Raw genomic sequence first — 26,260 nt, forward strand, 5'->3', positions numbered from 1 at the left:
CCGCTCACCGTTCGGCCGCGAGGGCCGGCTCGGCCGGGGAGGCGGCCGGCTGCCCGGGGTCCGGGGTGCGCAGCTCGTCGATCCGGACCAGGGCCACCCCGGCCACGATCAGCGCGCCGCCGACGAGTTGGACGGAGCTGGGCAGCTCGCCGAGGACCAGCCAGGCGATCAGGACCGCGAACATGACCTCGGTCAGCCCGACGAACGAGGAGAGCCGCGCGCCGAGCAGCCGGGCCCCCGCGATCCCCGTGACGTACGCGACGACCGCGGCGATCAGGGAGAGGCCGGCGATCGGCACCAGCCAGCTCACCTGCTGACCGGCGAAGCTCACGTCGGCCGTGCTCGCCCGCAGGGGCAGCAGCCCGACCAGGCCGGGCAGGATCAGCACCAACGCACCCACGGCCATCCCGCCGCTGGCCATCACCACCGACGGCAGGCTCGCGTCGACCCGGCCGGCGATGACGAAGTAGCCGGCCAACCCCACCCCGGCGCCGAGGCCCCAGAGCACGCCGACCGGGTCGAGGCGGTCGGCGCCGGTCAGGTCGAGCACCAGGACCAACCCGCCGAGCGCGGCCACCGAGCCGACCACGGTCAGCTTCCGGGGCCGCTGGCCGTGGACCAGCCACATCCAGCCGACGACCAGGATGATGCCGAGGTATTCCAGCAGCAACGCGACGCCCACCGGCAGGTAGCGCACGGCGTTGAAGAAGCATGCCTGGGCGAGCGCGACGCCGAGCAGCCCGAAGACGCCGACGGTGACGGCGTTCCGGCGCAGCACCGCCCACCGGCCGCGCAGGGCCAGCACGGCGGGCACGGCGAGCACCAGCGCGGCGATGCCGACCCGGGCCGCCACCACCGCCTCGGCGGACCACTCGCCGGTGATGAGCGGACGGGCGAAGGTGCCCGAGGTGGCGAAGGTGAGGGCGGAGAGCAGGGCGAGGCCGAAACCGAAGCCGGGCCGTTCACGCATCGGTACGCTCCTCGACGGGGGCCAGTAATTAGCAAAAAGCCGTTATGCTGATGACGCTAGGCCGGCACCTCGACAGGAGTCAAGTTGCTCTTCGCTCATGACACCGAGTGCGCCCTGGTCGCCACCGCGGCACTGGTCAACACCGCCGGACCCGACCGGGAAGGGCTGCCGGACGTGAGCGCCCTCCACGAGTTCCTCGCCGCCCACTCCTACAGCGGTCGGCACGAGCACAGCGAGGCCGAACTGCGCTCCGTACGCGCCCTGCGGCCCCGACTGCGCCGGTTCTGGTTCGCCGACGACGACGAGATCGTCGACGTCGTCAACGGCCTGCTCCGCGAGTCGCACGCCCTGCCGCAGCTCATCCGGCACGACGACGAGCCCTATCACGTGCACGCCGTGCCCCGGGACGCACCGCTGGCCACCCGGATGGCGGTCGAGGCCGCGATGGCGCTGGCCGACCTGGTCCGGATGGGCGAGCTGAGCCGGCTGCGCACCTGCGACCACCCCGACTGCGCCAACGTCCTGGTGGACCTGTCGAAGAACCGCTCCCGCCGGTTCTGCGACGGCGGCTGCGGCAACCGGGTCGCCGTCAGCGCCTACCGGGCCCGCAAGGCGGCCGGCCGCTCCTGACCCTCGGGACGCCAGTCCTCCCGCCGCAGTTCGTACTCCACCTCACCGTGCTCGGTGCCGGGGATCGGGTCGTCGAAGACGAGGTGGAGCGTGCGGACGTGGCGCAGACCGACCCTGACCATGACCGACCGCGAGCGGCTGTTGACCGCCATCGTCTGCGCCCACACCCGCCGGACACCGACGACGGCGAACGCGTACCGCACCAGCGCCCGGGAGCCCTCGGTGGCGAGGCCGCGACCCCAGGCAGAGCGGCGCAGCCGGTAGCCCAGCTCGGCCTCGCCGCCGTCGTCGGACGGGTCCAGCGCGAACCAGCCCAGGAAGTCCCCGGTGGCGCGGTCGAGCGCCGCCCAACGACCGAGCGCGGGATGGCGGTCGTAGCCGGCGAGCAGCCGGGGCAGCTGCTCCTCCCGGACGGTGGCCTGTGGCGTGGGTTGCCCGCCGGTCAGGAAACGCATCACCTCCGGATCGCTGTCCAGCTCGACCAGGTGGTCCACGTCCGCCGTGGTGAACCGGCGCAGCCGCAGCCGCGCGGTCTCCAGCAGCACCCCGTCGCCGTCTGCGCTCATGGCCGGATGATGCCGCCCCGACACCGGCCCGGCCACGCATTTTCCATCAGGGATGGGTCATCCGGAGCAGGTCCAGGGCCTCGTCGAGCTGGGTCTCGGAGAGCTTGCCCGAGTCCACGTGACCGCGCGCGATCACCACCTCCCGGATGGAGACCTGCTTGGCCAGCGCCTCCTTGGCGATCGAGGCGGCCTCGTCGTATCCGAGGTGGCGGTTGAGCGGGGTGACGATCGACGGTGAGCCCTCCGCGTACGCCAGGCAGACCTCGGCGTCCGCGACCAGGCCGACCACCAGGCGGTCGGCGAAGAGCCGGCTGGAGGCGGCCAGCAGCTTGATCGACTCCAGCAGGTTGCGGCCCATCACCGGGAGCATCACGTTCAGCTCGAAGTCGCCCTGCGTGCCGGCGAACGCGACCGCCGCGTCGTTGCCGATGACCTGGGCACAGACCTGGCGCATCGCCTCGGCGACCACCGGGTTCACCTTGCCGGGCATGATCGACGAGCCGGGCTGGAGGTCCGGGATGCGCAGCTCGCGCAGGCCGGCGCGAGGGCCGGAACCCATCCAGCGGATGTCGTTGGCGATCTTGTAGAGGCCGACCGCGATGGTGCGGAGCTGGCCGGAGGTCTCCACCAGCGCGTCCCGGGCGCCCTGCGCCTCGAAGTGGTTGCGGGCCTCGCTCAGCGGCAGCCCGGTGGAGGCGCGCAGCTTCCCGATCACGGCCGCCGCGAACCCGAGCGGGGTGTTGATGCCGGTGCCCACCGCCGTACCGCCCAGCGGCAGCTCGGCCAGCCGGGGCAGCGTCGCCTCCAGCCGCTCCACGCCGTAGCGGACCTGGGCGGCGTACCCGCCGAACTCCTGACCCAGCGTCACCGGCGTGGCGTCCATCAGGTGGGTACGCCCCGCCTTCACCACCGTCTCGAACTCGGCCGCCTTCTCCTCCAGCGCGCCCGCCAGGTGCTGCAGCGAGGGGATCAGGTCGTCGGCCACGAACTGGGTGGCGGCCAGGTGGATCGAGGACGGGAAGACGTCGTTGCTGGACTGTGAGGCGTTGACGTGGTCGTTCGGGTGCACGTCCCGGCCCAGCTCGCGGCTGGCCAGGGTGGCGATCACCTCGTTGGTGTTCATGTTGGACGAGGTGCCGGAGCCGGTCTGGAAGACGTCGATCGGGAACTGGTCGTCGTAGCCGCCCTCGGCCACGTGCGCGGCGGCGGCGGCGATCGCGGCGGCCACGTCCGCGTCGATCACCCCGAGGTCGCCGTTCACCTCGGCCGCCGCCCCCTTGATCTGCGCGAGGGCCTTGATCTGGGCGGGTTCGATGCCCCGCCCGGAGATCGGGAAGTTCTGCACCGCGCGCTGGGTCTGCGCCCGCCACAGCGCCTCGGCGGGCACCTCCACCTCACCCATCGAGTCGCGTTCGATCCGGTAGCCCGCTGCCTCTGGAGTCGTCACGCGTTCCATCCTGCCGCGCGCCGCGGTGACCTGCTCGGCAGAAGCGCAGATCGCTCGACGGATCAAGTCGTATCGACTTGTTAGCGACCGTAGCGGCGAGTAACCTTGCACCTGCCAGGGGCAATAGCCGCTGGAAGTGGACCCGGCAGCCTTCCGGACGGTAGGTGGGCCGGGTTTCGCGCTTTCCGGCCCGGATCACACCTCGCGAACCTCGGCGACGATCGGCCGCACGGCCGCCCGCCAACGACCACCCTTCGCCCAGGACCAGGCAACCGCATCCGGGATCGCCAAGAGGCACTCCTCGTGGGCCCGCATGTGGTCGTACCGGAGCTGATCCGCGATCCCGGCCAGCCTTACCTCCCGAAAGAGCAGGTCACGGTCGGCCTTGTGAGTGGAGTCGTCCTGCTCCAGCACCAGACGGGCCGCAGCGATCTTTGCCAGGTCGGCGACGAGAGCGACCAGACACGCGTCCCGAGCGGCCTTGACGCTGCGATAGCTGGTCGCGTCGTAGATGGTGACCCGCACGCCGAGGGGACGCAGCGCGGTGAGGATCTGGACGCGGCGATCGTCCCTCTCCTTGTGGAAATGGATCCTCCGCTGGCCAGGGAGGATCAGCTTCCGCACCTCCCGGCGGACTCCGACGACATCGCTCTCGATGACCACTGCGGCGGCCACAAGGAGACCTCGCTCCTTGGTCTCATCGACGAACACGTGCGGCTTCATCAAGGCCGTCCCGCTCACACCGACCGGTGCCGCAGGCTCTGCAACGAAGCGCCGGTCGCCGCCACGAAGAAGAATCCCCAGCCGTTACGGTGCGGACTGACATCCGGGTTGTAGTGCTTGACGATCTCCCGCGCAGCTTGACTGGGGGTACGGAAGGATTGACCCGCGAGCGGGCCGGAGGTTATGTCTATCCGGCCCGGCCCAGGCACGAAGGACGCGTAGGTGCGGTGGCCGGCATAGTCCGCGTAGACCCGGACGGAGGCGGGCTCGGCCTCCTCCTCACCCGCCACAGGCGTGACCGTTGTCTGAGCCTGCGCCACCAGGCGGGCAACCACCTGCCCCTTGGTCATTCCCGCGATACCGGCAGCAAAGGCCAGGTACCTGTCGGTGGCGTCATCCACTTCAATCTGCGGCATGCGGCAGCCCCTCCCACTCGGGAGCAGCTTACCGTTCGCAGAACTTGAGAGGAATCAGCTCCCCTCTCAATCTCGAAAGAACTTAAAATTCTCTGTTCTCTAGGGTTGCCCGACGGTCGGCATCGGCCTGGTGACCTCGCCGGGTCTGACGCCTCGGTCGATACGGCCGTCCGAAAGTCCGGCGCGGTCGGGACAGTCATCTACTTAAGATCATGGAAGTCCACCACTCCCTTTCGGAGGCGAATCACCTTGCAGGTCAACGGGGGTTCTGCCGGCGTGTCCACGACACGTCGTCGGCGCGTGGCGCGCCGGTACCTCACCACGGGTCTCGCGGCCCTGCTCACCACCACGGGCGCCCTCGCGGTCACCACCGCGCCGGCGTCGGCCCTGCTCAACTTCGTCCAGCCGGTCACCACCGCCTGGACCGACAACGCGCAGCCCACCCGCTCGTTCGCCGCCGAGGACAGCGCGGTGCCGGTCGGCACCTGGCAGCAGGCGCCGGGCGACAAGCACACCTCCCGGGCGTACTTCACCTTCGACCTCAGCGGCTACCAGGGGCAGCGGATCGTCAACGCCCGCGCGGTCACCGGCGAGCGGTCCGTCACCAACTGCGACAAGCCGCGCGAGCTCCAGCTCTGGCTGACCGAGAACCCGGCCACCGCACCCACCTGGAAGGACGCGCCCAAGGCGGTCCAGAAGCTCGCCGACCTGAACATCACCGGCCCGGCCTGCCCGGCCAGTTACCTGTCCGCGGCGATCACCGAGGTGGTGAGCAAGGCGGTCGCGGCGAAGCAGGACAAGCTCACCCTCATGCTGCGCATCGGCGAGCACGAGGACGGCCTGCAGTGGGGCCGTCGGGTGAACACGCTCGGCCTCTCGCTGGAGCACAACACGGCGCCGGACGTGCCCACCCGGCTCGCGGCCGGCGGCATCGCCTGCCGCGACGACCTCTTCATCGGTACGACCCGGCCGGAACTCCAGGCCGTGCTGACCGACCCGGACGTCAACGAGACCGGCGGCGGCGACCAGCTCCGGCCGACCTTCGCCTGGTGGCCGACCGACCGGCCCGCCGACCGGACCGAGTTCGCGTTCACCTCCCCGCTGCCATCCGGGTCCCGCTTCCAGTACCGGGTCCCGGACGGCGCGCTGACCGACGGCGGCACGTACGCGTTCAGCGTCCGCGCCACCGACCAGTACGGGGACACCTCCGCCTGGTCGCCGGAGTGCCGGTTCACCGTCGACACGAAGGTGCCGCCGGCACCCACGGTCGCCTCCACCGACTACCCGTCCGGCTGGGACTCGCCGGGTCACGGCGGTCCGGGCATCCCCGGGAAGTTCACCTTCAGCGCCCCGGGCGCCGACGACGTCGTCGGTTTCAGCTACGGCCCCTACGGCCCGGTCACCTATGTGGCCGCCGACGCCACCGGCACCGCCACCGTCTCGGTGACGCCGACCCGGGCCGGCCCCAACCGGCTGTACGTCCGGGCGATCGACCGGACCGGCAACAGCTCCTCGGAGACGGTCTACGAGTACCGGGTGCGGAACACCGCACCGAAGATCACCGACGCGAACCCGACCGGTGGCTTCGGTGAGCCGCGCGAGCTGACCTTCACGCCGGGCATGGAGAACGTGGTCTCGTACACCTGGCGGCTCAACGACGGCACGCCGGCCACCGTGCCGGCCGCCGCGGACGGCACCGCGAAGGTGACGGTCACGCCCCGCCGGGGCGGCCCCAACACGGTCACCGTCACCAGCCGCACCTCGGACGACGTGCCCAGCGGCACCGGCGAGTACTACTTCTACCTGGCCAGCACGCCGACCATCTCCTCGCCCGACTTCCCGCTGGACGGCGGGGACGGCCCCCTCGCCGGCACGCCGGGCACGTTCACCTTCGCTCCCGGCATGCCCGGGGTGACCGAGTACGTCTGGTCGGTCAACGGCGGCGAGCAGCACACCGTCGCGGCGGGTCAGGACGGCAAGGCCACCGTCACGTACACGCCGACCGAGGCGGGCTTCCAGTGGATCGAGGTGTTCAGCCGGACCGCCGACGGTGACGAGTCGGAGACCGCCTCCGGGTACTTCGTGATCTTCTCGCACGCACCCGAGGTCAGCTCCACCGACTATCCGTCGTACTCGGAGTCCGGCGGCCCGGGGGTGACCGGCAGCTTCACCTTCCACCCGGCCCGCGACGGCGTCACCGGCTACGTGTACGACTTCGGTGACGGCCCGAAGACGGCGGCGGCAGCGGCGGACGGCACCGCGACGATCAGCTGGACGCCGCAGTCGTACCCGGTGGACACGCGGGGTCTGGTGCGGCTCAAGGTCCGCGAGAAGATCGGTGACGTCGTCTCCGACGAGACCGAGTACCTCTTCTACCTCGGCCAGCTCGCCCCGACCGTGACGAGTGAGGACTACCCGTCGAGCGGTGGGGGCGCGGGTGGACCCGGCATCGCGGGCAGCTTCACGCTGACCGCGCACGTGCCGGGCAGCACCGAGTTCGTCTACCGCTTCGGCACCGAGGAGAAGACCGTGCCGGCCGGCCCCGACGGTACGGCCACCATCACCCTCACCCCGACCGAGGTCGGCGACAACTACCTGTACGTCTCCAGCCGGACCGCCTCGGGTATCACCTCCGGGTTGGGCGCGTACTGGTTCCCGGTGGCCAACCCGGGCTGACCGGCAACCCCACGGAAAAGGGGCGCCGGGTGGGATCCCACCCGGCGCCCCTTTCGCGTACGTCGCGGGTCAGCGCCGCCCGACGGTCAGGACCGGCTTGGTGACCTCGGCGAAGAAGTCGTTGCCCTTGTCGTCGACGACGATGAAGGCGGGGAAGTCCTCCACCTGGATCTTCCAGACCGCCTCCATGCCGAGCTCCGGGTATTCCAGGACCTCGACGTGCTTGATGCAGTCCTGCGCCAGCCGGGCGGCGGGGCCGCCGATGGAGCCGAGGTAGAAGCCGCCGTGCTGCTGGCAGGAGCGGGTCACCTGGGCGGACCGGTTGCCCTTCGCCAGCATCACCTGGGAGCCACCGGCCGCCTGGAACTTCTCCACGTACGCGTCCATCCGGCCGGCGGTGGTCGGACCGAACGAGCCGGACGCGTAGCCCTCCGGGGTCTTGGCCGGGCCGGCGTAGTAGACGGCGTGGTCGCGCAGGTATTGCGGCATCGGCTCGCCCGCGTCCAGCCGCTCGGCGATCTTCGCGTGCGCGATGTCCCGCGCCACGACCAGCGGGCCGGTCAGCGAGAGCCGGGTCTTCACCGGGTATTTCGAGAGCTCGGCGCGAATCTCGTCCATCGGCCGGTTCAGGTCGACCCGGACGACCTGCTCGGCGTCCAGCGTCTCGTCGGTGACGTCCGGGAGGAAGCGGGCCGGGTCGGTCTCCAGTCGCTCCAGCCAGACGCCCGACGGGGTGATCTTGGCGACCGCCTGCCGGTCGGCGGAGCAGGAGACCGCGATCGCCACCGGGCAGGAGGCGCCGTGCCGGGGCAGCCGGACCACCCGTACGTCGTGACAGAAGTAGCGCCCGCCGAACTGCGCGCCGATGCCGAAGTTGCGGGTCAACTCCAGCACCTCGGCCTCCAGCTCCAGGTCACGGAAGCCGTGCGCGCTCATCGAACCCTCGGTGGGGAGGGCGTCCAGGTACTTCGCGGAGGCGTACTTGGCGGTCTTCAGCGCGTATTCGGCGGAGGTGCCGCCGATGACGATGGCCAGGTGGTAGGGCGGACAGGCGGCGGTGCCGATCAGCCGCAGCTTCTCCTCCAGGAACTGCATCATCCGCGTGGGGTTCAGCAGCGCCTTGGTCTCCTGGTAGAGGTAGGACTTGTTGGCCGAGCCGCCGCCCTTGGCCATGAAGAGGAACTTGTAGGCGTCGGGGTGGCCGTCCGGGTCCTCGGCGTAGAGCTCCACCTGGGCGGGCAGGTTGCTGCCGGTGTTCCGCTCGTCCCACATGGTCAGCGGGGCGAGCTGCGAGTAGCGCAGGTTGAGCTTCGTGTACGCCTGGTAGACGCCGCGCGAGATCGCCTCCGCGTCCGTGCCGTCGGTGAGCACGTGCCGGCCGCGCTTGCCCATCACGATGGCGGTGCCGGTGTCCTGGCACATCGGCAGCACCCCGCCGGCCGCGATGTTGGCGTTGCGCAGCAGGTCCAGCGCGACGAAGCGGTCGTTCGGCGAGGCCGCCGGGTCGTCGATGATCGACCGGAGCTGGGCCAGGTGCGCCGGGCGCAGGAAGTGGGCGATGTCGTGCATCGCCTCGGCGGTCAGCGCGGTCAGCGCGGACGGTTCCACGGTGAGGAAACGACGGCCACCCGGGCCGTTGACGACATCGACGCCCTCGTCGGTGACCAGGCGGTACTCCGTCTGGTCGGGACCGGTCGGCAGCAAGGGGGCGTACGAGAACGCGGCGGCACTGCTCATGAACGAAAAGCCTAGGGCAGACCCGTCGATCGGTGGCACCCGCCGGTCCGTGCTGGGACCCCGCTCTCACCCACCGTCGGGGCAGAGCTCCCGCTTGGGTCCGCAACTGCCCTCGTCGGAGGGGCGCCCGGAGGTGCCGCCGGGGTTCTGGCCGGGGATCTGGTCGGGGACACCGCCCTGCTCGGGCGGGGACTGGACGGCGGAACCGGCGCCCCAGCGGACGTACCCGATCTCCCGGCCCTCGCCGATGACCATGCCGCCCGGGCCGACCGCGAGCGCCTTCGCCGAGGTCCGCAGCTGCACCAGCTCCCGACCGGTACGCGGGTCCACCGCGATCAGCCGGGACGGCTTCTCCTCCGCGATCACCGCCGCGTACGGGGTCAGCGCCGCGCCGTTCCGGCCGCCCGCAGCCCGGCTCCACCGGGTCCGGTCGGCGGACAACTCCCGGCCGCTGATGGACCGCTTGTCGGCGCTGCGCACCAGCGCCCACCGGTCGTCGACGGCGAGCAGCTTCTCCCCGTCGGCGCCGACCTGGAGGAACCGGCCGTCGTACCCGTCGACCACCGCCTCCCGGCCGTCCGGCGCGACCCCGATCAGCACGTTCCGCGCGCCCTGCGGGTCCTCCCGTTGCACGCAGCCGGCGCTGTCGGCGGTCCGCAGGTTGAGCCCGGCCCGCCGCCACACCTCCTGGCCGGTGGCCGGGTCCCGGGCCGACACGGCGAAGTAGCAGGCACCGTCGCGGGAGGTCGCGGTGATCCGGAGCAGCCGGCCGCCGATCACCACCAGCCGTTCCTCCCGCCCCGGCTGCACGTTCTGCAGCACCCGGCCGGTGGCGGTGTCCACCACGTGCACCCGGCCGTCCACCGGGAACCCGAGCAGTGGCGGGACCGACTCGGGGCCGGCGACGCCCTGGTCGATCCGCTGGGCGGTGAGCCGGCGGGTGCCGAGCAGGTCGGGGTTGTCGGCGAGCAGCCCGGCGTGCACGCCGGGCAGGAAGGCGGTCCACAGTGGTTTCGTGCCGCGCGGCTCCCAGGCGCTCAACGTGCAGTCGGTGGGCTCCACGCAGTGCACGTCGAGCAGCAGGTTGCGGTACGTCCAGACGGCCACCGCGGCACCGTCGCGGCGGCGCACCACGCCGGTCGTCGGGTCGAGCAGCTCGTACCCCTTTTCCAGGAGCTTGCCCACGGCGACGACCGCGTCCCGGTCGCCGCCGGCCACCGCGGCCCAGTCCGCCTTGCGTTCCCAGAGCTGGGTGCCGGTGACCAGGCTGCGGGCCTCGACCCGGGTACGCTGCTCGACGATCACGGTGTCGCCGGCGATGGTGACGCTCCTCGGGGTACCGCCGACCCGCTGCTGCCAGACCACGTCCGGCTCGGAGATCGGCCGGCTGCGCCCGACCCAGTCCCACACCCCCGGGAACGGGTTCCACACCCCCGTCGCCGCGAGCACCACCACGGTGACGAGCCCCAGCAGCACCCACCCCCGCACCCCGAGCCCCCTCACCCCGCACACGCTAGCCACGAACTCCCCCACCCCCACCCCCCGCGCCCGCGTGTCGCCCACCATTCGCGTCGATCTTGGAGTTGTGGTCCGCGCTTCGTCCCATCGGCCCGTTATGCGCGGGGCCACCACCCCATGATCGACAGCAGGTCAGTGGGCGGCGGAGCGGACCAGGGGGAGGGTGCGGTAGGGGATCTGTTCGGCCAGGGCGATGATCGTGGAGGCGCGGCGGATCCCCTCCGAGGCGACGATCTGGTCGATGACGCGTTGGAGGTCGGCGTTCGATCTGGCCACGATGCGGCAGAGCAGGTCGCTGGAGCCGGTGATGGTGTGCGCCTCCAGCACCTCGGGGATGGCGGCCAGGTGGGCGGTGACCGGGTCGTGCCCGTGCCGCTGGCTGATCTCCAGGGTGACGAAGCTGGTCACCCCGAAGCCGATGGCGGCGGGTGAGATCTCCGGGCCGAAGCCGCCGATCACCCCGCGCTCGACCAGCTTGTCCAGCCGGGCCTGGACGGTGCCCCGGGCCACGCCGAGCCGGCGGGAGCACTCCAGCACGCCGATCCGCGGCTCCTCGGTGAGCAGCGCGATCAAGCGCGCGTCGAGCACGTCCAGCTGTACATCCTGACCAGCGTTCATGGGTCAACACTCTACTTATTGCGCAAGCTGACCAGCAAAAATGTGAAGGGTTGCCCAACCGGGCGAAGGCCGCAATCCTCGCCACACGAGCAACCAACGGCGGCCCACGAGGCCGGCCGGTACGCAAGGGAGGCCACCATGACCCAGGCGATCGACCGACCGACCGACGACGTCGATGTCGACGCACTCGTCGGCGCCGTCGACCACGACATCAGCCACGACCCGTTCCCGGTCAAGGGCCTCGACCACGTGCACTTCCTGGTCGGCAACGCCAAGCAGGCCGCGCACTACTACTCCACCGCGTTCGGCATGACCTGCGTGGCGTACCGGGGGCCGGAGCAGGGCTACCGGGACCACGCGGAGTACGTGCTGACCAGCGGTTCCGCCCGCTTCGTGCTGACCGGCGCGGTGCGCCCGGACGCCGACGGCGCCGAGCACGTGGCGAAGCACAGCGACGGCGTCTCCGACATCGCGCTGGAGGTGCCCGACGTCGACGCCGCGTACGCGCACGCCGTGGCGCAGGGCGCTACCGGCCTGGTCGAGCCGCACGAGCTGAGCGACGAGCACGGCACCGTCCGGCTGGCGGCGATCGCCGCGTACGGCGACACCCGGCACACCCTGATCGACCGGTCCCGCTACACCGGCCCGTTCCTGCCCGGCTTCGTGGCCCGTGGCCCGATCGTGGACCGCCGGCCGATGATCGACGCCGGCCTCCAGCCGAAGCGCTTCTTCCAGGCGGTCGACCACGTGGTCGGCAACGTCGAGCTCGGCCGGATGGACGAGTGGGTGGAGTTCTACAAGCGGGTCATGGGCTTCAGCAACATGGCCGAGTTCATCGGCGACGACATCGCCACCGACTACTCGGCCCTGATGAGCAAGGTCGTGGCCAGCGGCACCCGCAAGGTGAAGTTCCCGCTGAACGAGCCGGCCGTCGCCCGCAAGAAGTCGCAGATCGACGAGTACCTGGAGTTCTATCAGGGCCCGGGTGCCCAGCACATCGCCGTCGCCACCAACGACATCCTGGCCAGCGTCGACGCGATGCGGGCCGCGGGCGTCGAGTTCCTGGACACCCCCGACTCCTACTACGACGACCCGGAGCTGCGCGCCCGGATCGGCAACGTCCGGGTGCCGATCGAGGAGCTGAAGGCCCGCAAGATCCTGGTCGACCGGGACGAGGACGGCTACCTGCTGCAGATCTTCACCAAGCCGGTGCAGGACCGCCCGACCGTCTTCTTCGAGCTGATCGAGCGCCACGGCTCGCTGGGCTTCGGCAAGGGCAACTTCAAGGCCCTCTTCGAGGCGATCGAGCGGGAGCAGGAAGCGCGCGGCAACCTGTAACACTGTCGAGCGTGACGCAGCCTCCGAACACCACGCCGCCCGGCACCCCCCAGGGGTACGTCCCGCCGAGGCAGTCCGTCCCACCGACGTACGCCGGGATCCCGGCCTATCCGGCGGGCGGCCCGGCCCGGCCGCCGTACCCGGTCCTCGCCCCGCCCCCGGTGGCGCCGAACGGTCAGCCGCTGGCCAGCTTCGCCGACCGGCTGCTGGCCTGGATGATCGACACCGCGCTGGCGACCGCGGTCGCGGTCGTGCTCTTCGTGCCGGTGTTCATCTGGCTCTTCCAACGAATGTTCAGCGAGATGGACCGGCTCGACGCCGGCACCGAACCGGACCCGACCCGGTTCATGGGCGAGTTCCTCCTGCCCATGCTGATCGCCGAGTTCGCCGTGTTCGCGGTGCTCCTGGGCTTCTACTGGCTCTACCACGTGGAATACGCGCACCGGACCGGCCAGACGCTCGGCAAGAAGGCGATGAAGATCCGGATCGTGCCGCTGGACCCGGCGCAGACCCTCACCCGGGGGATGGCCGGCAAGCGCTACCTGATCGAGTTCGTGGCCGCCTCGCTGGTGCCCTTCCTCAACTACCTCGACGGCTTCTGGCAACTCTGGGACAAGCCCTGGCAGCAGTGCCTGCACGACAAGTTCGCCGGCACCGTCGTCGTTAAGGTTGCACCGTGAGCGTGAGGAGCGAGCCGGGTTTGCGAGCCCCGCAGTCGCGAACCAAGGAGGCTCAGTGAGCGTGAGCGTGATGACGCGGTGAGCGTGCAGCCTGGCTGGTACGTCGACCCCGCCGACCCGGAGACCCGACGGTACTGGGACGGCGAGGGGTGGATCGGTGCGCCGATCCCGGTCGACGCCACCCCGCCCGAGGGCCCGCCGCCGGCCGAACCGGCCCCGGTCCCCCGTCGGCTCCCACCTCCGCCCCGACCGGTGCCGGCCCGGCGCCGCACCCCGGCCACCCGACGGGACAGCCCGGCCCCGGCCACCCGACCGGCCCGGCCCACCCGACGGGTCCCGGCCCGGCTCAGGGGCATCCGCGGGGCCGCCGCCCGGCTGGCCCTACCCGGGCTGGCCGGGGCGACCGCCCGAGCCGCGCCCGCACGGGCTGCCGCTCGCCTCGTACGGGGCCCGGCTGGTCGCCCGCCTGATCGACTTCGGCGCGGTGTTCCTGCTCAACGCCCTGGTCAACGGCTGGTTCGTCTGGCGGTACGTCGAGGAGATCTCCCCCTACCTGCGCGAGTCGGTCCGCCGGTCGATGGCCGGCAACACCTCCACCGAGGGGCTGCCGCAGCCGGGTGAGCAGGCCGCCGGCCTCCAGATCGTCATCCTGCTGATCGCCACCGCGCTCTGGTTCGCGTACGAGGTGCCGTCGATGGCGGCCCGGGGGCAGACCTTCGGCAAGCGGGTGATGCGGGTCCGCGCGGTGCCGATCGAGGCCGACCAGCCGCTCGGCTTCGGCCGGGCGACCCGCCGCTGGAGCACCATGGGCCTGCCCACCCTGCTCTGGTACTGCTGCGGCTTCGGCCTGCTGCTCCAGTTCGTCGACGCCGTCTCCGCGCTCTTCGACCATCCGCTCCGCCAGGCGCTGCACGACAAGCGCGCCCAGACCGTGGTGGTGCAGGTGCCGCGCTCCGCCGGCCCCGCCACCACCCGTACCGCCCCGCACGATCGTGCCGACCCCCCGGGAGACACCCCATGACCGACGCCGGACGTCAGCAGCCGCCGCTGCGGCTGACCCGCGCCGACCTCGACGCGCTGCCCAACTACGTACCCGGCCGCAGCCCGGCCGACCTGGCCCGCGAGCTGGGCCTGCCCGAGGCGATCAAGCTGGCCAGCAACGAGGTGCCCTACGGCCCGCTGCCGGGCGTGGTGGAGGCGGTCGCCGAGGCGGTCGCCGGCTCGCACCGCTATCCGGACATGGGCGTGGTGGCGCTGCGCCAGGCCCTCGCCGACCGGTACGGCGTGGACGTCGACCAGGTCGCCACGGGCTGCGGCTCGGTGGCGCTGGCCGAGCACCTGGTCCGCTCCACCTGCCTCCCCGGCGACGAGGTGCTCTACTCGTGGCGGTCGTTCGAGGCGTACCCGATCATCGCGGCGACCAGCGGCGCGACCAGCGTGCGGGTGCCCAACGACGCCGGGCACGGCCACGACCTGGCCTCGATGGCCGCGGCGGTGACCGACCGGACCCGGATGATCCTGGTCTGCAACCCGAACAACCCCACCGGCACCTCGGTACGCAGGGCGGAGCTGGACCGCTTCCTCGACGCGGTGCCGGACGACGTGCTGGTCGTCATCGACGAGGCCTACCGGGAGTTCGTCACCGACCCGGAGGTGCCGGACGGCCTGACCTACCTGGACCGGCCCAACGTGGTGGTGCTGCGCACCCTGTCCAAGGCGTGGGGGCTGGCCGGCCTGCGGATCGGCTTTCTGGTCGCCGCGCCGGCCGTGGCCGCCGCCGTGCGCAAGGTTGTCACGCCCTTCTCCACCAGCATGGCCGCCCAGGCCGGGGCGCTGGCGGCGCTGGCCCAGGCCGACGAGGTCCAGCGGCGCTGCGCGCTGGTCGTCGCCGAGCGGGACCGGGTCACCGAGGCGCTGCGCAAGCTACTCCCGGACGTGCCGTCCAGCCAGGCGAACTTCGTCTGGCTGCCGCTGGGCGACCGGGCCGTGGAGTTCGGCAAGGCGTGCGAGGCGCGCGGCGTCATCGTCCGGCCGTTCGCCGGCGACGGGGTCCGGGTCACCATCGGCACCCCGGTCGAGAACGACGCCTTCCTGGCCGCCGCCGAGGCGGCGCTGGCCTGACCCGTGGTGGTGCCGGTCCGCCGTCGAGGCGACCGGCACCGCCCGCTCAGCCGGTCGACAGGGCCGGTCGGAAACGGTCGCGGCACCGTCGTGCCCGGCTCAGGTCAGGGCCAGCGTCACCGGCTCGGCCGTCAGGAACCAGCCCTGGTCGTCGTCACCCGGCCCGGCCTGCTCGCGCAACCGCTCGACGGCGACGTAACCACCGGACGCGTACGCCAGTCCCGGTTTCCAGCCGATCCCGTCCCGGCCCACGGCGAGCACGAAACGGGACCGCTGCGCTCCGGTCACCGGGTCCAGGGTGATCAGTTCCCGGGCGTCGGTCAGCACGTACACCCGGCCCGGCTCGGTCGCGAGGACCCGCACCGGGCCCAGGTCGCCGCGCCGCCACCGCTGGATGCCGGTACGCGCCTCCCGGCCGCCGAGCACCCCGCCGGTCACCCCCACGGCCAGCTCACCGGCGAGGGTCACCTCCGGCGCGTCCAGTGCGGGAGCAGCGATCGGCTCCCCCGCCCCGACCAGCCACCCACGGCCGGCCGGGTCACCCGGCCCGGCGGTACGCAACCCCCGGCACCGTGACCGGGGGGTCAGGCAGCCGAGCGGCGTCACCGTCAGCTCCGGACCGGCGTCCGGGGGCCGCCAGCGGGTCCGCACCGCGCCGGTGACCGCGTCGCGGAACTCGACCACCGCCGGCCCCGCGCCCGCGTCGACCGACACGACCCGGTCGGCGGCCGTGGTGCCCAGGTCGGTGCGGCACGCGCCGTCCCCGTCCACCCGCCAGAGCTCCCGCCCGTCGGCCATCGCGTAGCCGCGCAGCCGCCCCTGCCCCGAGACCACCAGCACGGCACGGCCGTCCGGGCCGGACGCGACGGAGATGCCCTGCGGGTCCCAGACCACCGCCGCGCCGGTGCGCCGGGCGACGAAACCCGCACCGGGTCGCGGCCCGTCGGCCCGCCACGCCACCTTCCCGGTACGCGCGTCCAACGCGACGAGCTTCCCGTCCGACCAGCGGCTCAGCACCGTGGTGTCCACCGCCAGCACCCCGTTGAGCTGGGCCGGCCAGCGCCGGTACGACCAGAACGGGGTGACCCGGTGCTTCCTGTCGACCGGCTGGTCGGCGTACACCTGGCGGGTGGCGGCGTAGACGCGCAGCCGGCCGTCCACGATCAGCGGCGCGACCGGCAGCCGGCCGATCACCCCGACCGGCGGGCTCGCCGCCGGCGGGTACGCGGTCCGGGCCGGCGTGTCGACCTCGGCGGGGGCGAGCACCCGGTAGGCGATGGCGGCGACCACCACGACGGTGAGCACCGCCGCGACCGCCACTGCGCCCCGTCGCCGTCCCGAGGTCATCCCCATGCCCCACCTCCGCCCGGCACCCTACCGACCGGCGACTCCGGTCCACCGCGCGGCGCGGGCTGTCGGGTCGGAGCCGGTCAGGCGGCCTCGGCGGAGTCGGCGGGGCTGACCGCGCGGGCCAGGTCGGCCAGGTCGCGCCGGAGGGCGCCCTCCACCGCGCGGGCGGCGAGCCCACCGAGGATGAGCGCCAGCACCCGACCGTACGGGCCGGTGGGCAGGGCCTCCTGCTCGACGGTGACGGCCGTGCAGCCGCGCCGCCGGCGCTCGACGGTCCGCAGTGACCAGGTGATCCGGTAGTCCACGCCGGCACCGGGCGAGCTGAGCACCAGCCGGGTCGGGGCGACCGCCTCGACCACCACGAACTCCTCCGGCTGTTCCCCGCCGTCCGGGCGGAGCCGGGTCTCCCGCCAGGCCGTGCCGGGGCCGAACCCGTCCCTGGTGAGCACGTCGACCGCGCGTACGGCCGACAGCCAGCGGCCCCGGGCGGCGGGCTCGGTGAGCAGCCGCCAGACGTCGACGGCCTGGGCCTCGATGAACTCGGTAACCGTCACCGTCGACATGGCACCTCCCGTGCCGTCCACGGTACGGCGGGTGACGGGCCGGCGGGGAGCCCACGGTGACATTTCCGCCGCCGGTGCCCCGATCGGGGCACCGGGATCGCGTGGAACCGGGTCAGCCGCCGAAGCGGCCGGTGCGGATCGCGTCGACGAACGCCGTCCAGCCCGGCGGGCTGACCGCGAGCGCCGGTCCCTGCGGGTCCTTCGAGTCGCGTACGCCGACCACGCCGTGGACGGCGACCACGTTGGCCGCCACCTCCACGCAGAGACCCTGGTCGTTGGAGCGGCTGCTGGTACGCCAGATCGCTCCGGTGAGATCGGTCATCCTCGTTGCCTCCTGTCCGTGTGCGCGCGCCACGGGCCGGCCCCGGGAGGCGCGGCGTGGCGGCGGAATCCGCGACGATCAACGCGGAAAGCGCCGTCCCCGGTCGCACAGCGGGTGCGACCGGGGACGGGTTGACGGACGGGCCGGCTCAGCGGGCTGCCGGACGGGCCCGGCTCAGCGGGCGGGGAGGATGGTGCCGGTGACCTCGCCGAGGGCGATCGTGGTGCCGTCCGGGCCGGGTGCGGTGGCCGTGACGGTCACCGTGTCGCCGTCCTCCAGGAAGGTGCGGGTCCCGCCGTCGGCGAACTTCACCGGCTCGGTGCCGCCCCAGGTGAGCTCCAGGAACGAGCCGACCTGGTCGCGCTCCGGGCCGGAGACGGTGCCGGAGGCGTAGAGGTCGCCGGTGCGCAGCGAGGCGCCGTTGACGCTGAGGTGGGCGAGCTGCTGGGCGGGCGTCCAGTACATGGTCGCGAAGGGCGGCTCGCTGACCCGCTCGCCGTTCCACTCGACGGCCAGGGCGAGGTCGAGGCCCAGGTGCGGGGTGTCGTGCAGGTAGTTCTGCACCGGCGGATCCTGGTCGGGCGCGGGCACGAACGCGTCGGCCAGCGCGTCGAGCGGGGTCACCCAGGCCGACACCGAGGTGGCGAAGGACTTGCCCAGGAACGGGCCGAGCGGCTGATATTCCCAGGCCTGGATGTCCCGGGCCGACCAGTCGTTGACCAGCACCACGCCGAAGACGTGGTCGGCGAAGTCGCCCACCGCCACCCGGTCGCCGAGCGCACTCGGCACGCCGACGACGAAGCCGACCTCGGCCTCGATGTCGAGGCGTACGGAGGCGCCGGTGGTCGGGCCCTGGGGGGTGGCCCGCTGCCCGCACGGGCGGACGACCGGGGTGCCGGAGACCACCACCGTGCCGGCCCGGCCGTGGTAGCCGATCGGCACGTGCTTCCAGTTCGGCAGCAGCGCCGGCTGACCGGGGCGGAAGATCTGCCCGACGTTCGACGCGTGGTGCTCCGAGGAATAGAAATCGACGTAGTCGGCGACCTCGAAGGGCAGCAGCAGCTCCACCTGACGCAGCGGCACCAGCAGCGACTCGACCGTCGAGCGGTGGGTCTCGTCGGTGAGCAGCTCGACGACCCGCTGCCGGACCGAGGTCCACTGCGGGCGACCGAGCGCCATGAAGTCGTTCAGCGTGGGCCGGCCGAGCGCGCCGCCGGCCAGCACCAGACCGGCCGCCTCCGCGCCGGCCAGGTCGAGGACGAAGTCCCCGATGCGTACGCCGATGCGCGGCTCACGGTCGCCGTGCCGGAACACCCCGTACGGCAGGTTGGTCACCCCGTACCCGGACCCGTCGGCACCAGACACCCAGCTCATTTCTCGAAACCCCCGTTCACCAGCCCCAGCCGGATCAGATCGGTCAGTGGTTCGGTCATGCTGCACGAGCCGTACCCGATCCACAGCGGACGCGCCGCGTCGCGGTCGGCCCGGACCTGCTCGACGGGCCGCACCGGGTCGGTGGCGGCGAGCAGTTCGGCCACGGTGTCCACCTCGGCGCCCTGCCGGGCGGCGAGGGTCGCGGCGAGCACGTTGACGAAGCCGTGGTGGGTGAAGCCGGTCTCCGGGTCCCGGTGGCGGATCGCGTGGTGCAGCCCGGCGGTCAGTTTGAACGGCAGTTCCCGGTCCCGGCAGGCGCAGATCACCGCGGCCAGCTCGACCGGGGTCGGGAAGAGTTCGGCGGCCAGCCCGCCGGTGCGGAACTTCGCGGCGACGGGCAGCCCGGCGGCGCGCGCCTCGGCGAGGGTGTCGAGCGCGCCCAGCAGCCCGAAGGTCAGCGGGATCTCGGCGTAGACCGGGGTGCCACCGAGCTTTTCGGTGAGCTTGATCAGCTCGACCAGCCCGGGCTGCGGATCCTCGCCGCGCTTGGCGACCGGCGCCTCGACCTGCCGGGCGGTCACCCCGTCGGGCGGCAGGAAGGAGAGCGCGAAGGGCAGCTGGTCGATGCCGGTGTCGCCGATGAGCCCGATGACGAAGCCCTCGGCAGGGTTCACCAGTGCGCCGAGTTCGCCGGCGGCGATCGCCGAGGCGGGCAGCAGCAGCGGACCGACCAGGTCGGTGTACCAGGCGGCGCGGTGGCGTCGGTGGGCGGCCACCGCGTCGGGCAGCGTCGCGCTGCCGGGCGGGAAGACGGCGGCGTCGTCGACGAGACCGGCGAAGAGGCGGGGCACCTGCGTTGACACGAGACAAGAATTTACGGGACGCTACAAGGAACGGACAACAGCGTCCGATTATCGGACGCCACCGGCCGGTGAACGGGACATAACGGAGGCGAAATGCCCTACTACCGCAGCGTCGGCGAGGTGCCCCGCAAGCGCCACACCCAGTTCCGCCAGCCCGACGGCAGCCTCTACGCCGAGGAGTTGGTCGGACAGGAGGGCTTCTCCTCCGACTCGTCCCTGCTCTACCACCGGTACGCGCCGACCGCGATCGTCGCCGCCGAGGAGTTCACCCCGCCCGCCGTCACCCGCGTGCCGAACCTGCCGCTCAAGCCGCGCCACCTGCGTACCCACAAGCTCGACGGCACGGGCGCGGACCCGGTGCTCGGCCGGCAGTACCTGCTCGCCAACGACGACGTCCGGATCGCGTACGTGCTGGCCGACCGGCCGTCCCCGCTCTTCCGCGACGCCACCGGCGACCACTGCCTCTATCTGGAGTCCGGCACGCTGCGGGTCGAGTCCCCGTTCGGTGTGCTCGACGCGGTGGCCGGCGACTACGTCGTCATCCCCACCTCGACCATCCACCGGCTGGTGCCCACCGGCGACGAGCCGGTCCGGCTGCTCGCCGTCGAGGCCACCGGTCACATCGGCCCGCCCAAGCGCTACCTCTCGGTACGCGGCCAGTTCCTGGAGCACTCGCCGTACTGCGAGCGGGACGTCCGGGGACCGGACGCGCCGCTGCAGGTCGACGGGGAGGACGTCGAGGTGCTGGTGAAGCACCGGCGCGGTTGGACCCGCTACACCTACGCCCACCACCCGTTCGACGTGGTCGGCTGGGACGGGCACCTCTACCCGTGGGCGTTCTCCATCCACGACTTCGAGCCGATCACCGGCCGGATCCACCAGCCGCCGCCCGTGCACCAGACCTTCCAGGGCCCGAACTTCGTGATCTGCTCCTTCGTGCCCCGCAAGGTGGACTACCACCCCGACGCCATCCCGGTGCCGTACAACCACCACAACGTCGACTCCGACGAGATGCTCTTCTACACCGGGGGCAACTACGAGGCCCGGCGCGGCTCCGGCATCGAGCAGGGGTCGATCTCGCTGCACCCGTCCGGCTTCACCCACGGGCCGCAGCCCGGTGCCGCCGAGCGCTCGATCGGCGTGGACTTCTTCGACGAGCTGGCCGTCATGGTCGACACCTTCCGCCCGCTGGACCTCTGCGACGCCGGCACCGCCTGCGAGGACGACGGCTACGCCTGGACCTGGGCGCGAAAGGGCTGACGTACGCCGAAGGGGCCGCGCCCGGCACGGACGCGGCCCCTCTCGGATCGGCTCAGAACGTCGAGGCGTCGATGACGAAGCGGTAGCGCACGTCGGAGGCGAGCACCCGCTCGTACGCCTCGTTGATCTTCTCGGCCGGGATGACCTCGATCTCGGCGCCGATGCCGTGCTCGGCGCAGAAATCGAGCATCTCCTGCGTCTCGGCGATGCCGCCGATCATCGAGCCGGCGAAGGACCGGCGGGCCGGGATCAGCGAGAACGCGTGCACCGACAGCGGGTCCTCGGGCGCGCCGACGTTGACCAGCGTCCCGTCCACCGCCAGCAGCCGCAGGTACGCGTCCAGGTCGATCTTGGCGCTGACGGTGTTGACGATCAGGTCGAACGAGCCCGCCAGCTTGGTGAACGTCTCCTCGTCGGAGGTGGCGTAGTAGTGGTCGGCGCCGAGGCGCAGCCCGTCCTCCTGCTTCTTCAGCGACTGCGACAGGACGGTGACCTCCGCCCCCATGGCGTGCGCCAGCTTGACCGCCATGTGGCCGAGGCCGCCCATGCCGATCACGGCCACCCGGCTGCCCGGCCCGGCGTTCCAGTGCCGCAGCGGGGAGTAGGTGGTGATGCCGGCGCAGAGCAGCGGCGCGGCGGCGTCCAGCTCGATGCCGTCCGGGATGCGCAGCACGAAGTCCTCGGTGACCACGATGGCCTGCGCGTAGCCGCCCTGGGTCGGCTGCCCGTCGGCGTCGACGGCGCCGTACGTGCCGACGTTGCCCTTGAGGCAGTACTGCTCCAGGCCCTTGCGGCAGTTGTCGCACTCCCGGCAGGAGTCGACCATGCAGCCGACGCCGGCGCGGTCGCCGACGGCGAACTTCGTCACCTCCGACCCGACCTCGCGGACCACGCCGGCGATCTCGTGGCCGACCACGATCGGGTAGGTGGTGGGACCCCACTCGCTGCGCGCGGTGTGGATGTCGGAGTGGCAGATGCCGGAGAACTTGATGTCGATCAGGACGTCGCGCGGCCCGAGGTCGCGCCGTTCGATGGTCGTGGGGACGAGCGGTTCGGTCGCGGACTGTGCCGCGTAAGCGTTGACGGTAAGCACGCTCTCGTCTTTACCCCGGGACCCGGCGTTCACCAACGTAGCGTCGGTCACGCCCCGGCCGGTCAGCGTCGGGCGAAGACCGCGAACTGCGCCAGCACCGTGACCGTGATCGCGGCGACCAGCGGCCACGGCGTACCGGCCAGCGCGTAGATCAGCAGCAGCACCGGGCCGGCCGCCACCGCGCCGACGGCCAGCGCCAGGGTGTGGTCCGAGCGGAGCAGGCCGGGCAGGATCGTCCGGGCCAGCCCCGGCAGCCCGGCGGCGAACCGCCACACCACCAGCGCACCGCCGACCGCGGCCAACGCGGCGAAGAGCCGGGAGGTGCCCGCACCGGCCGGGGCCAGGAAGGCCACCAGCACGGTGCCGATCAGCGACCAGCCGGCGCCGTAGAGCACCAGCCGCCGTAGGCCGTCGGAGATCGTCCGACCCGCGTCCGGCCGCGCCGGGTCCAGCGCGACCGCCTCCGCCAGGTGCTCCAGCGCCTCCGCGTAGCGGCGCTGCTCCAGCCGGATGACGCCCATGTCGTGCCGGGCCACGGCCAGCTGCGGGTCGAGCCGCAGCGCCTCCCGGTAGGCCCGTTCGGCCAGGTCGAACAGCTCCAGGCGGGCGGCGACCAGGCCGAGCACCAGGTGCGCCTGGGGCGCCTCGGGGGCCAGTTCGACCCCACGCCAGGCAGCGTCCAGCGCCGGCTGCCCGTTGCGCGAGCCGGCCAGGATCGCGGCGGCGCTGCGCTGGGCGTACGCGTCGGCGGGGCCCAGGGCCAGGATCTCGTCGGCGGTGGCGGCGGCGGCTCGGAACTCGCGCAGGTCGACCAGCGCGAGCCCGCGCGCCACCAGCGGAGGTATCACCCCCGGGGCAGCCGCCACGGCGGCGTCGGCGGCGGCCCGCGCCTCGGCGGACCGGCCGGCCGCCAGGTGCACCCGGGCCAGCATGGTCAGCGCGGAGGAGTCGGTGGGGTGCGCCGCGATCGCGGGGGCCAACTCCCCGGCGGCCTCGTCGTAGCGGCCCAGCTCGGCGAGGAGCTGCGCCCGCTGGAGGTGCCCGTCGGCGGCGAACTGGTCAGGGGCGGCGTCACTCGACATCCCGGCGAGCCTAGCCGGCACCCGCCCGGTCCGCCGAGCAGCCTGCGACGGGGCGTTCTCCCTGCCCGGCTTCCGGATCCCGCCCGTCCGCTACGCCGGGTCGGCGGTCGCGTCGGGTGCCTCGTACACCAGGGCCACCGCGATGCCGGTCAGGCCCTCGCCGCGCCCCGGGAAGCCCAGGCCGTCGGTGGTCGCGGCGGAGACCGTGACCGGCGCGCCCACCGCCGCGGAGAGCACCCGCTGCGCCTCGTCGCGGCGAGGCCCGATCTTGGGTCGGTTGCCGATCACCTGGACCGAGACGTTGCCGATCCGGAACCCGGCCGCCCGCACCCGCCGGGCGCTCTCGGTGAGCAGCGCCACCCCGGACGCGCCGGCCCACTCCGGCTGGTCGACGCCGAAGTTCGCGCCGAGGTCGCCGAGGCCCGCCGCGGAGAGCAGCGCGTTGCAGGCCGCGTGCGCCACCACGTCGGCGTCCGAGTGACCGGCCAGGCCGTCCTGGTCGGGCCAGTGCAGGCCGGCGACCCAGCAGGGCCGGCCGGCGGCGAAGGCGTGCACGTCCGTGCCGATGGCCACCCGAGGAACGATCATGAACCGAGCGTACGCGTCAGGAGTCGAGGGTCAGCAGGTGCTCGGCGAGGGCCAGGTCGAACGGTCGGGTGATCTTCAACGCCAGCTCCGACCCCGGCACGCAGACCACCGGTAAGCCCTGCTTCTCGACCAGCCCGGCGTCGTCGGTCAGCGGATCCCCTGCCGCGTCGTGCGCGGCGGCCAGCACGGACCGGCGGAAGCCCTGCGGAGTCTGCACCGCCCGCAACGCCGACCGGTCGACCGTGCCGAGGACCCGCTCACCGGCGTCGACCTCCTTGATCGTGTCGACCACCGGCAGCACGGGGATCACCGCGTCGTGGCCGGAGCGGACCGCCTCGGCGACCGACTCGACCAGCGCCGGCGGGGTGAGCGCGCGGGCGGCGTCGTGCACCAGCACGATCTGCGGCCCGGTGGGCACGGCGGCCAGCGCGGCGGCGACCGACGCCTGTCGTTCCGCGCCGCCGGGCACGACGGTCACCGGGGCGACCGGTGCCAGCAGCCGCCGGACGAAGTCGACCTCGGCGGCCGGGGCGGCGATCACGATGGTGTGCACCGAGGGTGCCGCGGCGATCCGGCGGACCGCGTGCACGAGCAGCGGTTCACCGGCCAACGGACGCAACGCCTTCGGGGCGCCGGGGCCGAGGCGTACACCGGCGCCGGCCGCAGGAACAAGGACCGCGACGTCACCGCGCGGATTGAGCTGCGCGGTCACGTCGCGGTCCTCGGAATTCTCTGCCACGTCGTGGGTACGACGATGCGGTGGGGACTAGGCCTCGCCCAGCACCTTGTCCAGCAGCGACTCCGCCTCGTCCTTGGTGCTCTTCTCGGCCAGCGCGACCTCGCCGACGAGAATGTCGCGGGCCTTGGCGAGCATGCGCTTCTCACCCGCGGAAAGGCCCCGCTCCCGCTCCCGGCGCCACAGGTCGCGGACGACCTCGGCCACCTTCAGCGGGTTGCCGGAGGCCAGCTTCTCCAGATTCGCCTTGTAACGCCGCGACCAGTTGGTCGGCTCCTCGGTGTGCGGTGCACGGAGCACGTCGAAGACCTTGCCCAGGCCCTCTTCGCCGACCACCTCGCGCACACCCACGATCTCGGCGTTCTCGGCGGGCACCCGGACCGTCAGGTCACCCTGCGCGACCCTCAGGACGAGGTACTGCTTGGGCTCGCCCTTGATGACCCGAGTCTCGATTGCCTCGATGAGTGCGGCCCCGTGGTGGGGGTAAACAACGGTCTCGCCGACACTGAAAACCATAGGTTCGAAACCCCTTTCGCTGTGTCTAGGGTAACACGCTCAGGCACCGATGTCTCACCGCTGTCCTGACCGTTGGCGCAGCTCAGGGGCCCTGTGAGAGGTATTTCTTCAGCTTGACAGGCGGTCAAACCGATGGTTTGAACACACTCCGTGACCACCAGATGACAACCCGGTACGGGTGATCGGAGCGTCGATATCTCCGCTACGTCGATATCCAGGGCATGCGCATCCCCATGGTATCCCGCCGATCCAGGGTGCGCCCAGGTGTAGCGGTACGCGGACCCGTGCGGGACGCTGGAGGAGGACGCTTGTCCGCTCACCGAGACGGTTCCTGGGGGTCCGATGGGCATGCCTGACAGCGAAGGCCACGGGCCCACCGACGGGCTGCCCGACCTGCCACCGGAGTGGGGTCGGGTGGTCGTACCGGACGACGCCGCCGCGCTCGCCGAGGAGGCCCGGCAGCTCCGCCGCGAGCTACGCCGGCAGGCCAGGACCCGCCGCTGGCGCCGCCGGCTCGGCCTCGCCCCCCGACCCGACGGCCGGCCACCGCTCGCCCTGCCGGTGCTGGTCCTGGTCATCTCCGTGCTCACCACGCTCGCCGGGTTGATGGCGGTCACCTGGCCCCGGGCCCCCCGATCGTCGGGCAGCCCCAGCGTGGTCCCGTACCCGACGGCGACCCTGGTCACCGACCAGCCGCTGCCGGCGCTGGACCTGGTCGACGCCGCCGACTCGCCCGTCTCCCTGCGCAGCCTGCTGCCGGCGGTGATCGTCCTGGTCGACGCCTGCACCTGCGGCGACCGGGTCGCCGAGGCGGCGGCCGCGGCCCCCACCGGGGTCACCGTGGTCACCGTGGCCGGCGGCCGGGACGTCGAGCCGGCACCCGCCCCCGGGGTACGCGCCCTGGCCGACCCCGCCGGTGGCCTGCGCGCCTTCCTCCACCTGCCCGCCCGCCCCGGTACGGCCACCGCCCTGCTGGTGGACCGGGAGAGCCGGCTGGTCCGGGTCGTGCCCGAACTCGGCACCGTCGAGGACTACCGCGCCGACCTGGCCCGGCTCGCCGGCTGACGGGCCGC

General features: G+C 72.5%; 25 protein-coding genes and 1 pseudogene. 8 read left to right on the forward strand and 18 right to left on the reverse strand.

The annotated features are described in order from the left end of the window. Positions 1–4 precede the first annotated feature (4 nt). Positions 5–970 (reverse strand): DMT family transporter, encoded by a 966-nt coding sequence (locus MRQ36_RS10940; protein ID WP_242794755.1) that lies wholly within the window; start codon positions 968–970, stop codon positions 5–7. A gap of 84 nt (positions 971–1,054) precedes the next feature. On the opposite strand from MRQ36_RS10940, the gene MRQ36_RS10945 reads away from it, so the two are divergent. Further along, positions 1,055–1,600, forward strand: a complete 546-nt coding sequence (locus MRQ36_RS10945) for a CGNR zinc finger domain-containing protein (RefSeq protein WP_242794756.1) — start codon at positions 1,055–1,057, stop codon at positions 1,598–1,600. On the opposite strand, the gene MRQ36_RS10950 is transcribed toward MRQ36_RS10945, so the two are convergent. The 4 genes from MRQ36_RS10950 to MRQ36_RS10965 all read right to left on the reverse strand — a co-directional run bounded on the left by MRQ36_RS10950 (position 1,567) and on the right by MRQ36_RS10965 (position 4,752). After that, the gene (locus MRQ36_RS10950) at positions 1,567–2,166 is read right to left on the reverse strand and encodes a GNAT family N-acetyltransferase (protein WP_242794757.1); all 600 of its coding nucleotides are present in this window, start codon (positions 2,164–2,166) and stop codon (positions 1,567–1,569) included. The genes MRQ36_RS10945 and MRQ36_RS10950 overlap by 34 nt on opposite strands. 46 nt (positions 2,167–2,212) lie before the next feature. Continuing rightward, positions 2,213–3,613, reverse strand: coding sequence for a class II fumarate hydratase (locus tag MRQ36_RS10955; RefSeq protein WP_374249969.1), 1,401 nt, complete (start codon positions 3,611–3,613; stop codon positions 2,213–2,215). Between the two features lie 195 nt (positions 3,614–3,808). Next, the gene (locus tag MRQ36_RS10960; RefSeq protein WP_242794759.1) at positions 3,809–4,324 is read right to left on the reverse strand and encodes a hypothetical protein; all 516 of its coding nucleotides are present in this window, start codon (positions 4,322–4,324) and stop codon (positions 3,809–3,811) included. A gap of 26 nt (positions 4,325–4,350) precedes the next feature. Beyond that, positions 4,351–4,752 carry a hypothetical protein gene (locus MRQ36_RS10965; RefSeq protein WP_242794760.1) on the reverse strand — a complete coding sequence of 134 codons (402 nt, stop codon included), beginning with the start codon at positions 4,750–4,752 and terminating at the stop codon, positions 4,351–4,353. 300 nt (positions 4,753–5,052) lie between these two features. Between MRQ36_RS10965 and MRQ36_RS10970 the strand changes: the two genes are divergently transcribed. Then, positions 5,053–7,428 (forward strand): hypothetical protein, encoded by a 2,376-nt coding sequence (locus MRQ36_RS10970; protein ID WP_242794761.1) that lies wholly within the window; start codon positions 5,053–5,055, stop codon positions 7,426–7,428. A 69-nt stretch (positions 7,429–7,497) separates the two neighbouring features. Here MRQ36_RS10970 and MRQ36_RS10975 read toward each other — a convergent pair whose 3' ends face one another. From MRQ36_RS10975 to MRQ36_RS10985, 3 genes are all read right to left on the reverse strand, one after another. Continuing rightward, the gene (locus MRQ36_RS10975) at positions 7,498–9,165 is read right to left on the reverse strand and encodes a fumarate hydratase (RefSeq protein ID WP_242794762.1); all 1,668 of its coding nucleotides are present in this window, start codon (positions 9,163–9,165) and stop codon (positions 7,498–7,500) included. A gap of 66 nt (positions 9,166–9,231) precedes the next feature. Then, positions 9,232–10,641 (reverse strand): hypothetical protein, encoded by a 1,410-nt coding sequence (locus tag MRQ36_RS10980; protein WP_374251108.1) that lies wholly within the window; start codon positions 10,639–10,641, stop codon positions 9,232–9,234. Positions 10,642–10,815: 174 nt separating this feature from the next. Beyond that, positions 10,816–11,301 carry an Lrp/AsnC family transcriptional regulator gene (locus tag MRQ36_RS10985; protein ID WP_242794763.1) on the reverse strand — a complete coding sequence of 162 codons (486 nt, stop codon included), beginning with the start codon at positions 11,299–11,301 and terminating at the stop codon, positions 10,816–10,818. A gap of 138 nt (positions 11,302–11,439) precedes the next feature. Here MRQ36_RS10985 and hppD point away from each other — a divergent pair, with 138 nt between their 5' ends. The 4 genes and pseudogenes from hppD to hisC all read left to right on the forward strand — a co-directional run bounded on the left by hppD (position 11,440) and on the right by hisC (position 15,440). Then, the gene (hppD, locus tag MRQ36_RS10990) at positions 11,440–12,639 is read left to right on the forward strand and encodes a 4-hydroxyphenylpyruvate dioxygenase (protein WP_242794764.1); all 1,200 of its coding nucleotides are present in this window, start codon (positions 11,440–11,442) and stop codon (positions 12,637–12,639) included. 11 nt (positions 12,640–12,650) lie between these two features. Next, positions 12,651–13,319, forward strand: coding sequence for an RDD family protein (locus MRQ36_RS10995; RefSeq protein ID WP_242794765.1), 669 nt, complete (start codon positions 12,651–12,653; stop codon positions 13,317–13,319). Positions 13,320–13,397: 78 nt separating this feature from the next. Continuing rightward, positions 13,398–14,340 (forward strand): annotated as a pseudogene (locus tag MRQ36_RS11000) (RDD family protein). Then, positions 14,337–15,440 carry a histidinol-phosphate transaminase gene (gene hisC, locus MRQ36_RS11005; RefSeq protein WP_242794766.1) on the forward strand — a complete coding sequence of 368 codons (1,104 nt, stop codon included), beginning with the start codon at positions 14,337–14,339 and terminating at the stop codon, positions 15,438–15,440. Before MRQ36_RS11000 ends, hisC begins: the two are co-directional and overlap by 4 nt. Before the next feature lie 99 nt (positions 15,441–15,539). On the opposite strand, the gene MRQ36_RS11010 is transcribed toward hisC, so the two are convergent. From MRQ36_RS11010 to MRQ36_RS11030, 5 genes are all read right to left on the reverse strand, one after another. Continuing rightward, entirely contained in the window at positions 15,540–16,793 is a 1,254-nt protein-coding gene (locus MRQ36_RS11010; protein ID WP_242794767.1) for a PQQ-binding-like beta-propeller repeat protein, read from the reverse strand. A 77-nt stretch (positions 16,794–16,870) separates the two neighbouring features. Continuing rightward, the gene (locus tag MRQ36_RS11015; RefSeq protein ID WP_242794768.1) at positions 16,871–17,353 is read right to left on the reverse strand and encodes an SRPBCC domain-containing protein; all 483 of its coding nucleotides are present in this window, start codon (positions 17,351–17,353) and stop codon (positions 16,871–16,873) included. A 112-nt stretch (positions 17,354–17,465) separates the two neighbouring features. After that, on the reverse strand, positions 17,466–17,675 hold the full coding sequence (locus MRQ36_RS11020; RefSeq protein WP_242794769.1) for a DUF397 domain-containing protein: 210 nt from the start codon (positions 17,673–17,675) through the stop codon (positions 17,466–17,468). 174 nt (positions 17,676–17,849) lie between these two features. After that, positions 17,850–19,049, reverse strand: coding sequence for a fumarylacetoacetase (gene fahA / locus MRQ36_RS11025; RefSeq protein ID WP_242794770.1), 1,200 nt, complete (start codon positions 19,047–19,049; stop codon positions 17,850–17,852). Further along, positions 19,046–19,912: a hypothetical protein gene (locus tag MRQ36_RS11030; protein ID WP_242794771.1), complete on the reverse strand. Its 867-nt coding sequence runs from the start codon at positions 19,910–19,912 to the stop codon at positions 19,046–19,048. Before MRQ36_RS11030 ends, fahA begins: the two co-directional genes overlap by 4 nt. Positions 19,913–20,005: 93 nt before the next feature. Between MRQ36_RS11030 and MRQ36_RS11035 the strand changes: the two genes are divergently transcribed. After that, entirely contained in the window at positions 20,006–21,172 is a 1,167-nt protein-coding gene (locus MRQ36_RS11035; RefSeq protein WP_242794772.1) for a homogentisate 1,2-dioxygenase, read from the forward strand. 52 nt (positions 21,173–21,224) lie between these two features. On the opposite strand, the gene MRQ36_RS11040 is transcribed toward MRQ36_RS11035, so the two are convergent. The 5 genes from MRQ36_RS11040 to MRQ36_RS11060 form a co-directional block, all read right to left on the reverse strand. Then, positions 21,225–22,265 (reverse strand): NAD(P)-dependent alcohol dehydrogenase, encoded by a 1,041-nt coding sequence (locus MRQ36_RS11040; RefSeq protein ID WP_242794773.1) that lies wholly within the window; start codon positions 22,263–22,265, stop codon positions 21,225–21,227. 62 nt (positions 22,266–22,327) lie between these two features. After that, a complete protein-coding gene (locus MRQ36_RS11045; protein WP_242794774.1) occupies positions 22,328–23,347 on the reverse strand; it encodes a tetratricopeptide repeat protein in 1,020 nt (339 codons plus the stop codon). Positions 23,348–23,437: 90 nt separating this feature from the next. After that, positions 23,438–23,935, reverse strand: coding sequence for a 2-C-methyl-D-erythritol 2,4-cyclodiphosphate synthase (gene ispF / locus MRQ36_RS11050; protein ID WP_242794775.1), 498 nt, complete (start codon positions 23,933–23,935; stop codon positions 23,438–23,440). 16 nt (positions 23,936–23,951) lie between these two features. Then, positions 23,952–24,647, reverse strand: a complete 696-nt coding sequence (ispD, locus tag MRQ36_RS11055; RefSeq protein WP_242801017.1) for a 2-C-methyl-D-erythritol 4-phosphate cytidylyltransferase — start codon at positions 24,645–24,647, stop codon at positions 23,952–23,954. A 54-nt stretch (positions 24,648–24,701) separates the two neighbouring features. Next, the gene (locus tag MRQ36_RS11060; RefSeq protein ID WP_089012187.1) at positions 24,702–25,187 is read right to left on the reverse strand and encodes a CarD family transcriptional regulator; all 486 of its coding nucleotides are present in this window, start codon (positions 25,185–25,187) and stop codon (positions 24,702–24,704) included. A 342-nt stretch (positions 25,188–25,529) separates the two neighbouring features. Between MRQ36_RS11060 and MRQ36_RS11065 the strand changes: the two genes are divergently transcribed. Continuing rightward, positions 25,530–26,252: a hypothetical protein gene (locus MRQ36_RS11065; RefSeq protein WP_242794776.1), complete on the forward strand. Its 723-nt coding sequence runs from the start codon at positions 25,530–25,532 to the stop codon at positions 26,250–26,252. The last annotated feature ends 8 nt before the right edge of the window (positions 26,253–26,260 follow it).

Source organism: Micromonospora sp. R77, from assembly GCF_022747945.1.
Classification (GTDB): Bacteria; Actinomycetota; Actinomycetes; order Mycobacteriales; family Micromonosporaceae; genus Micromonospora.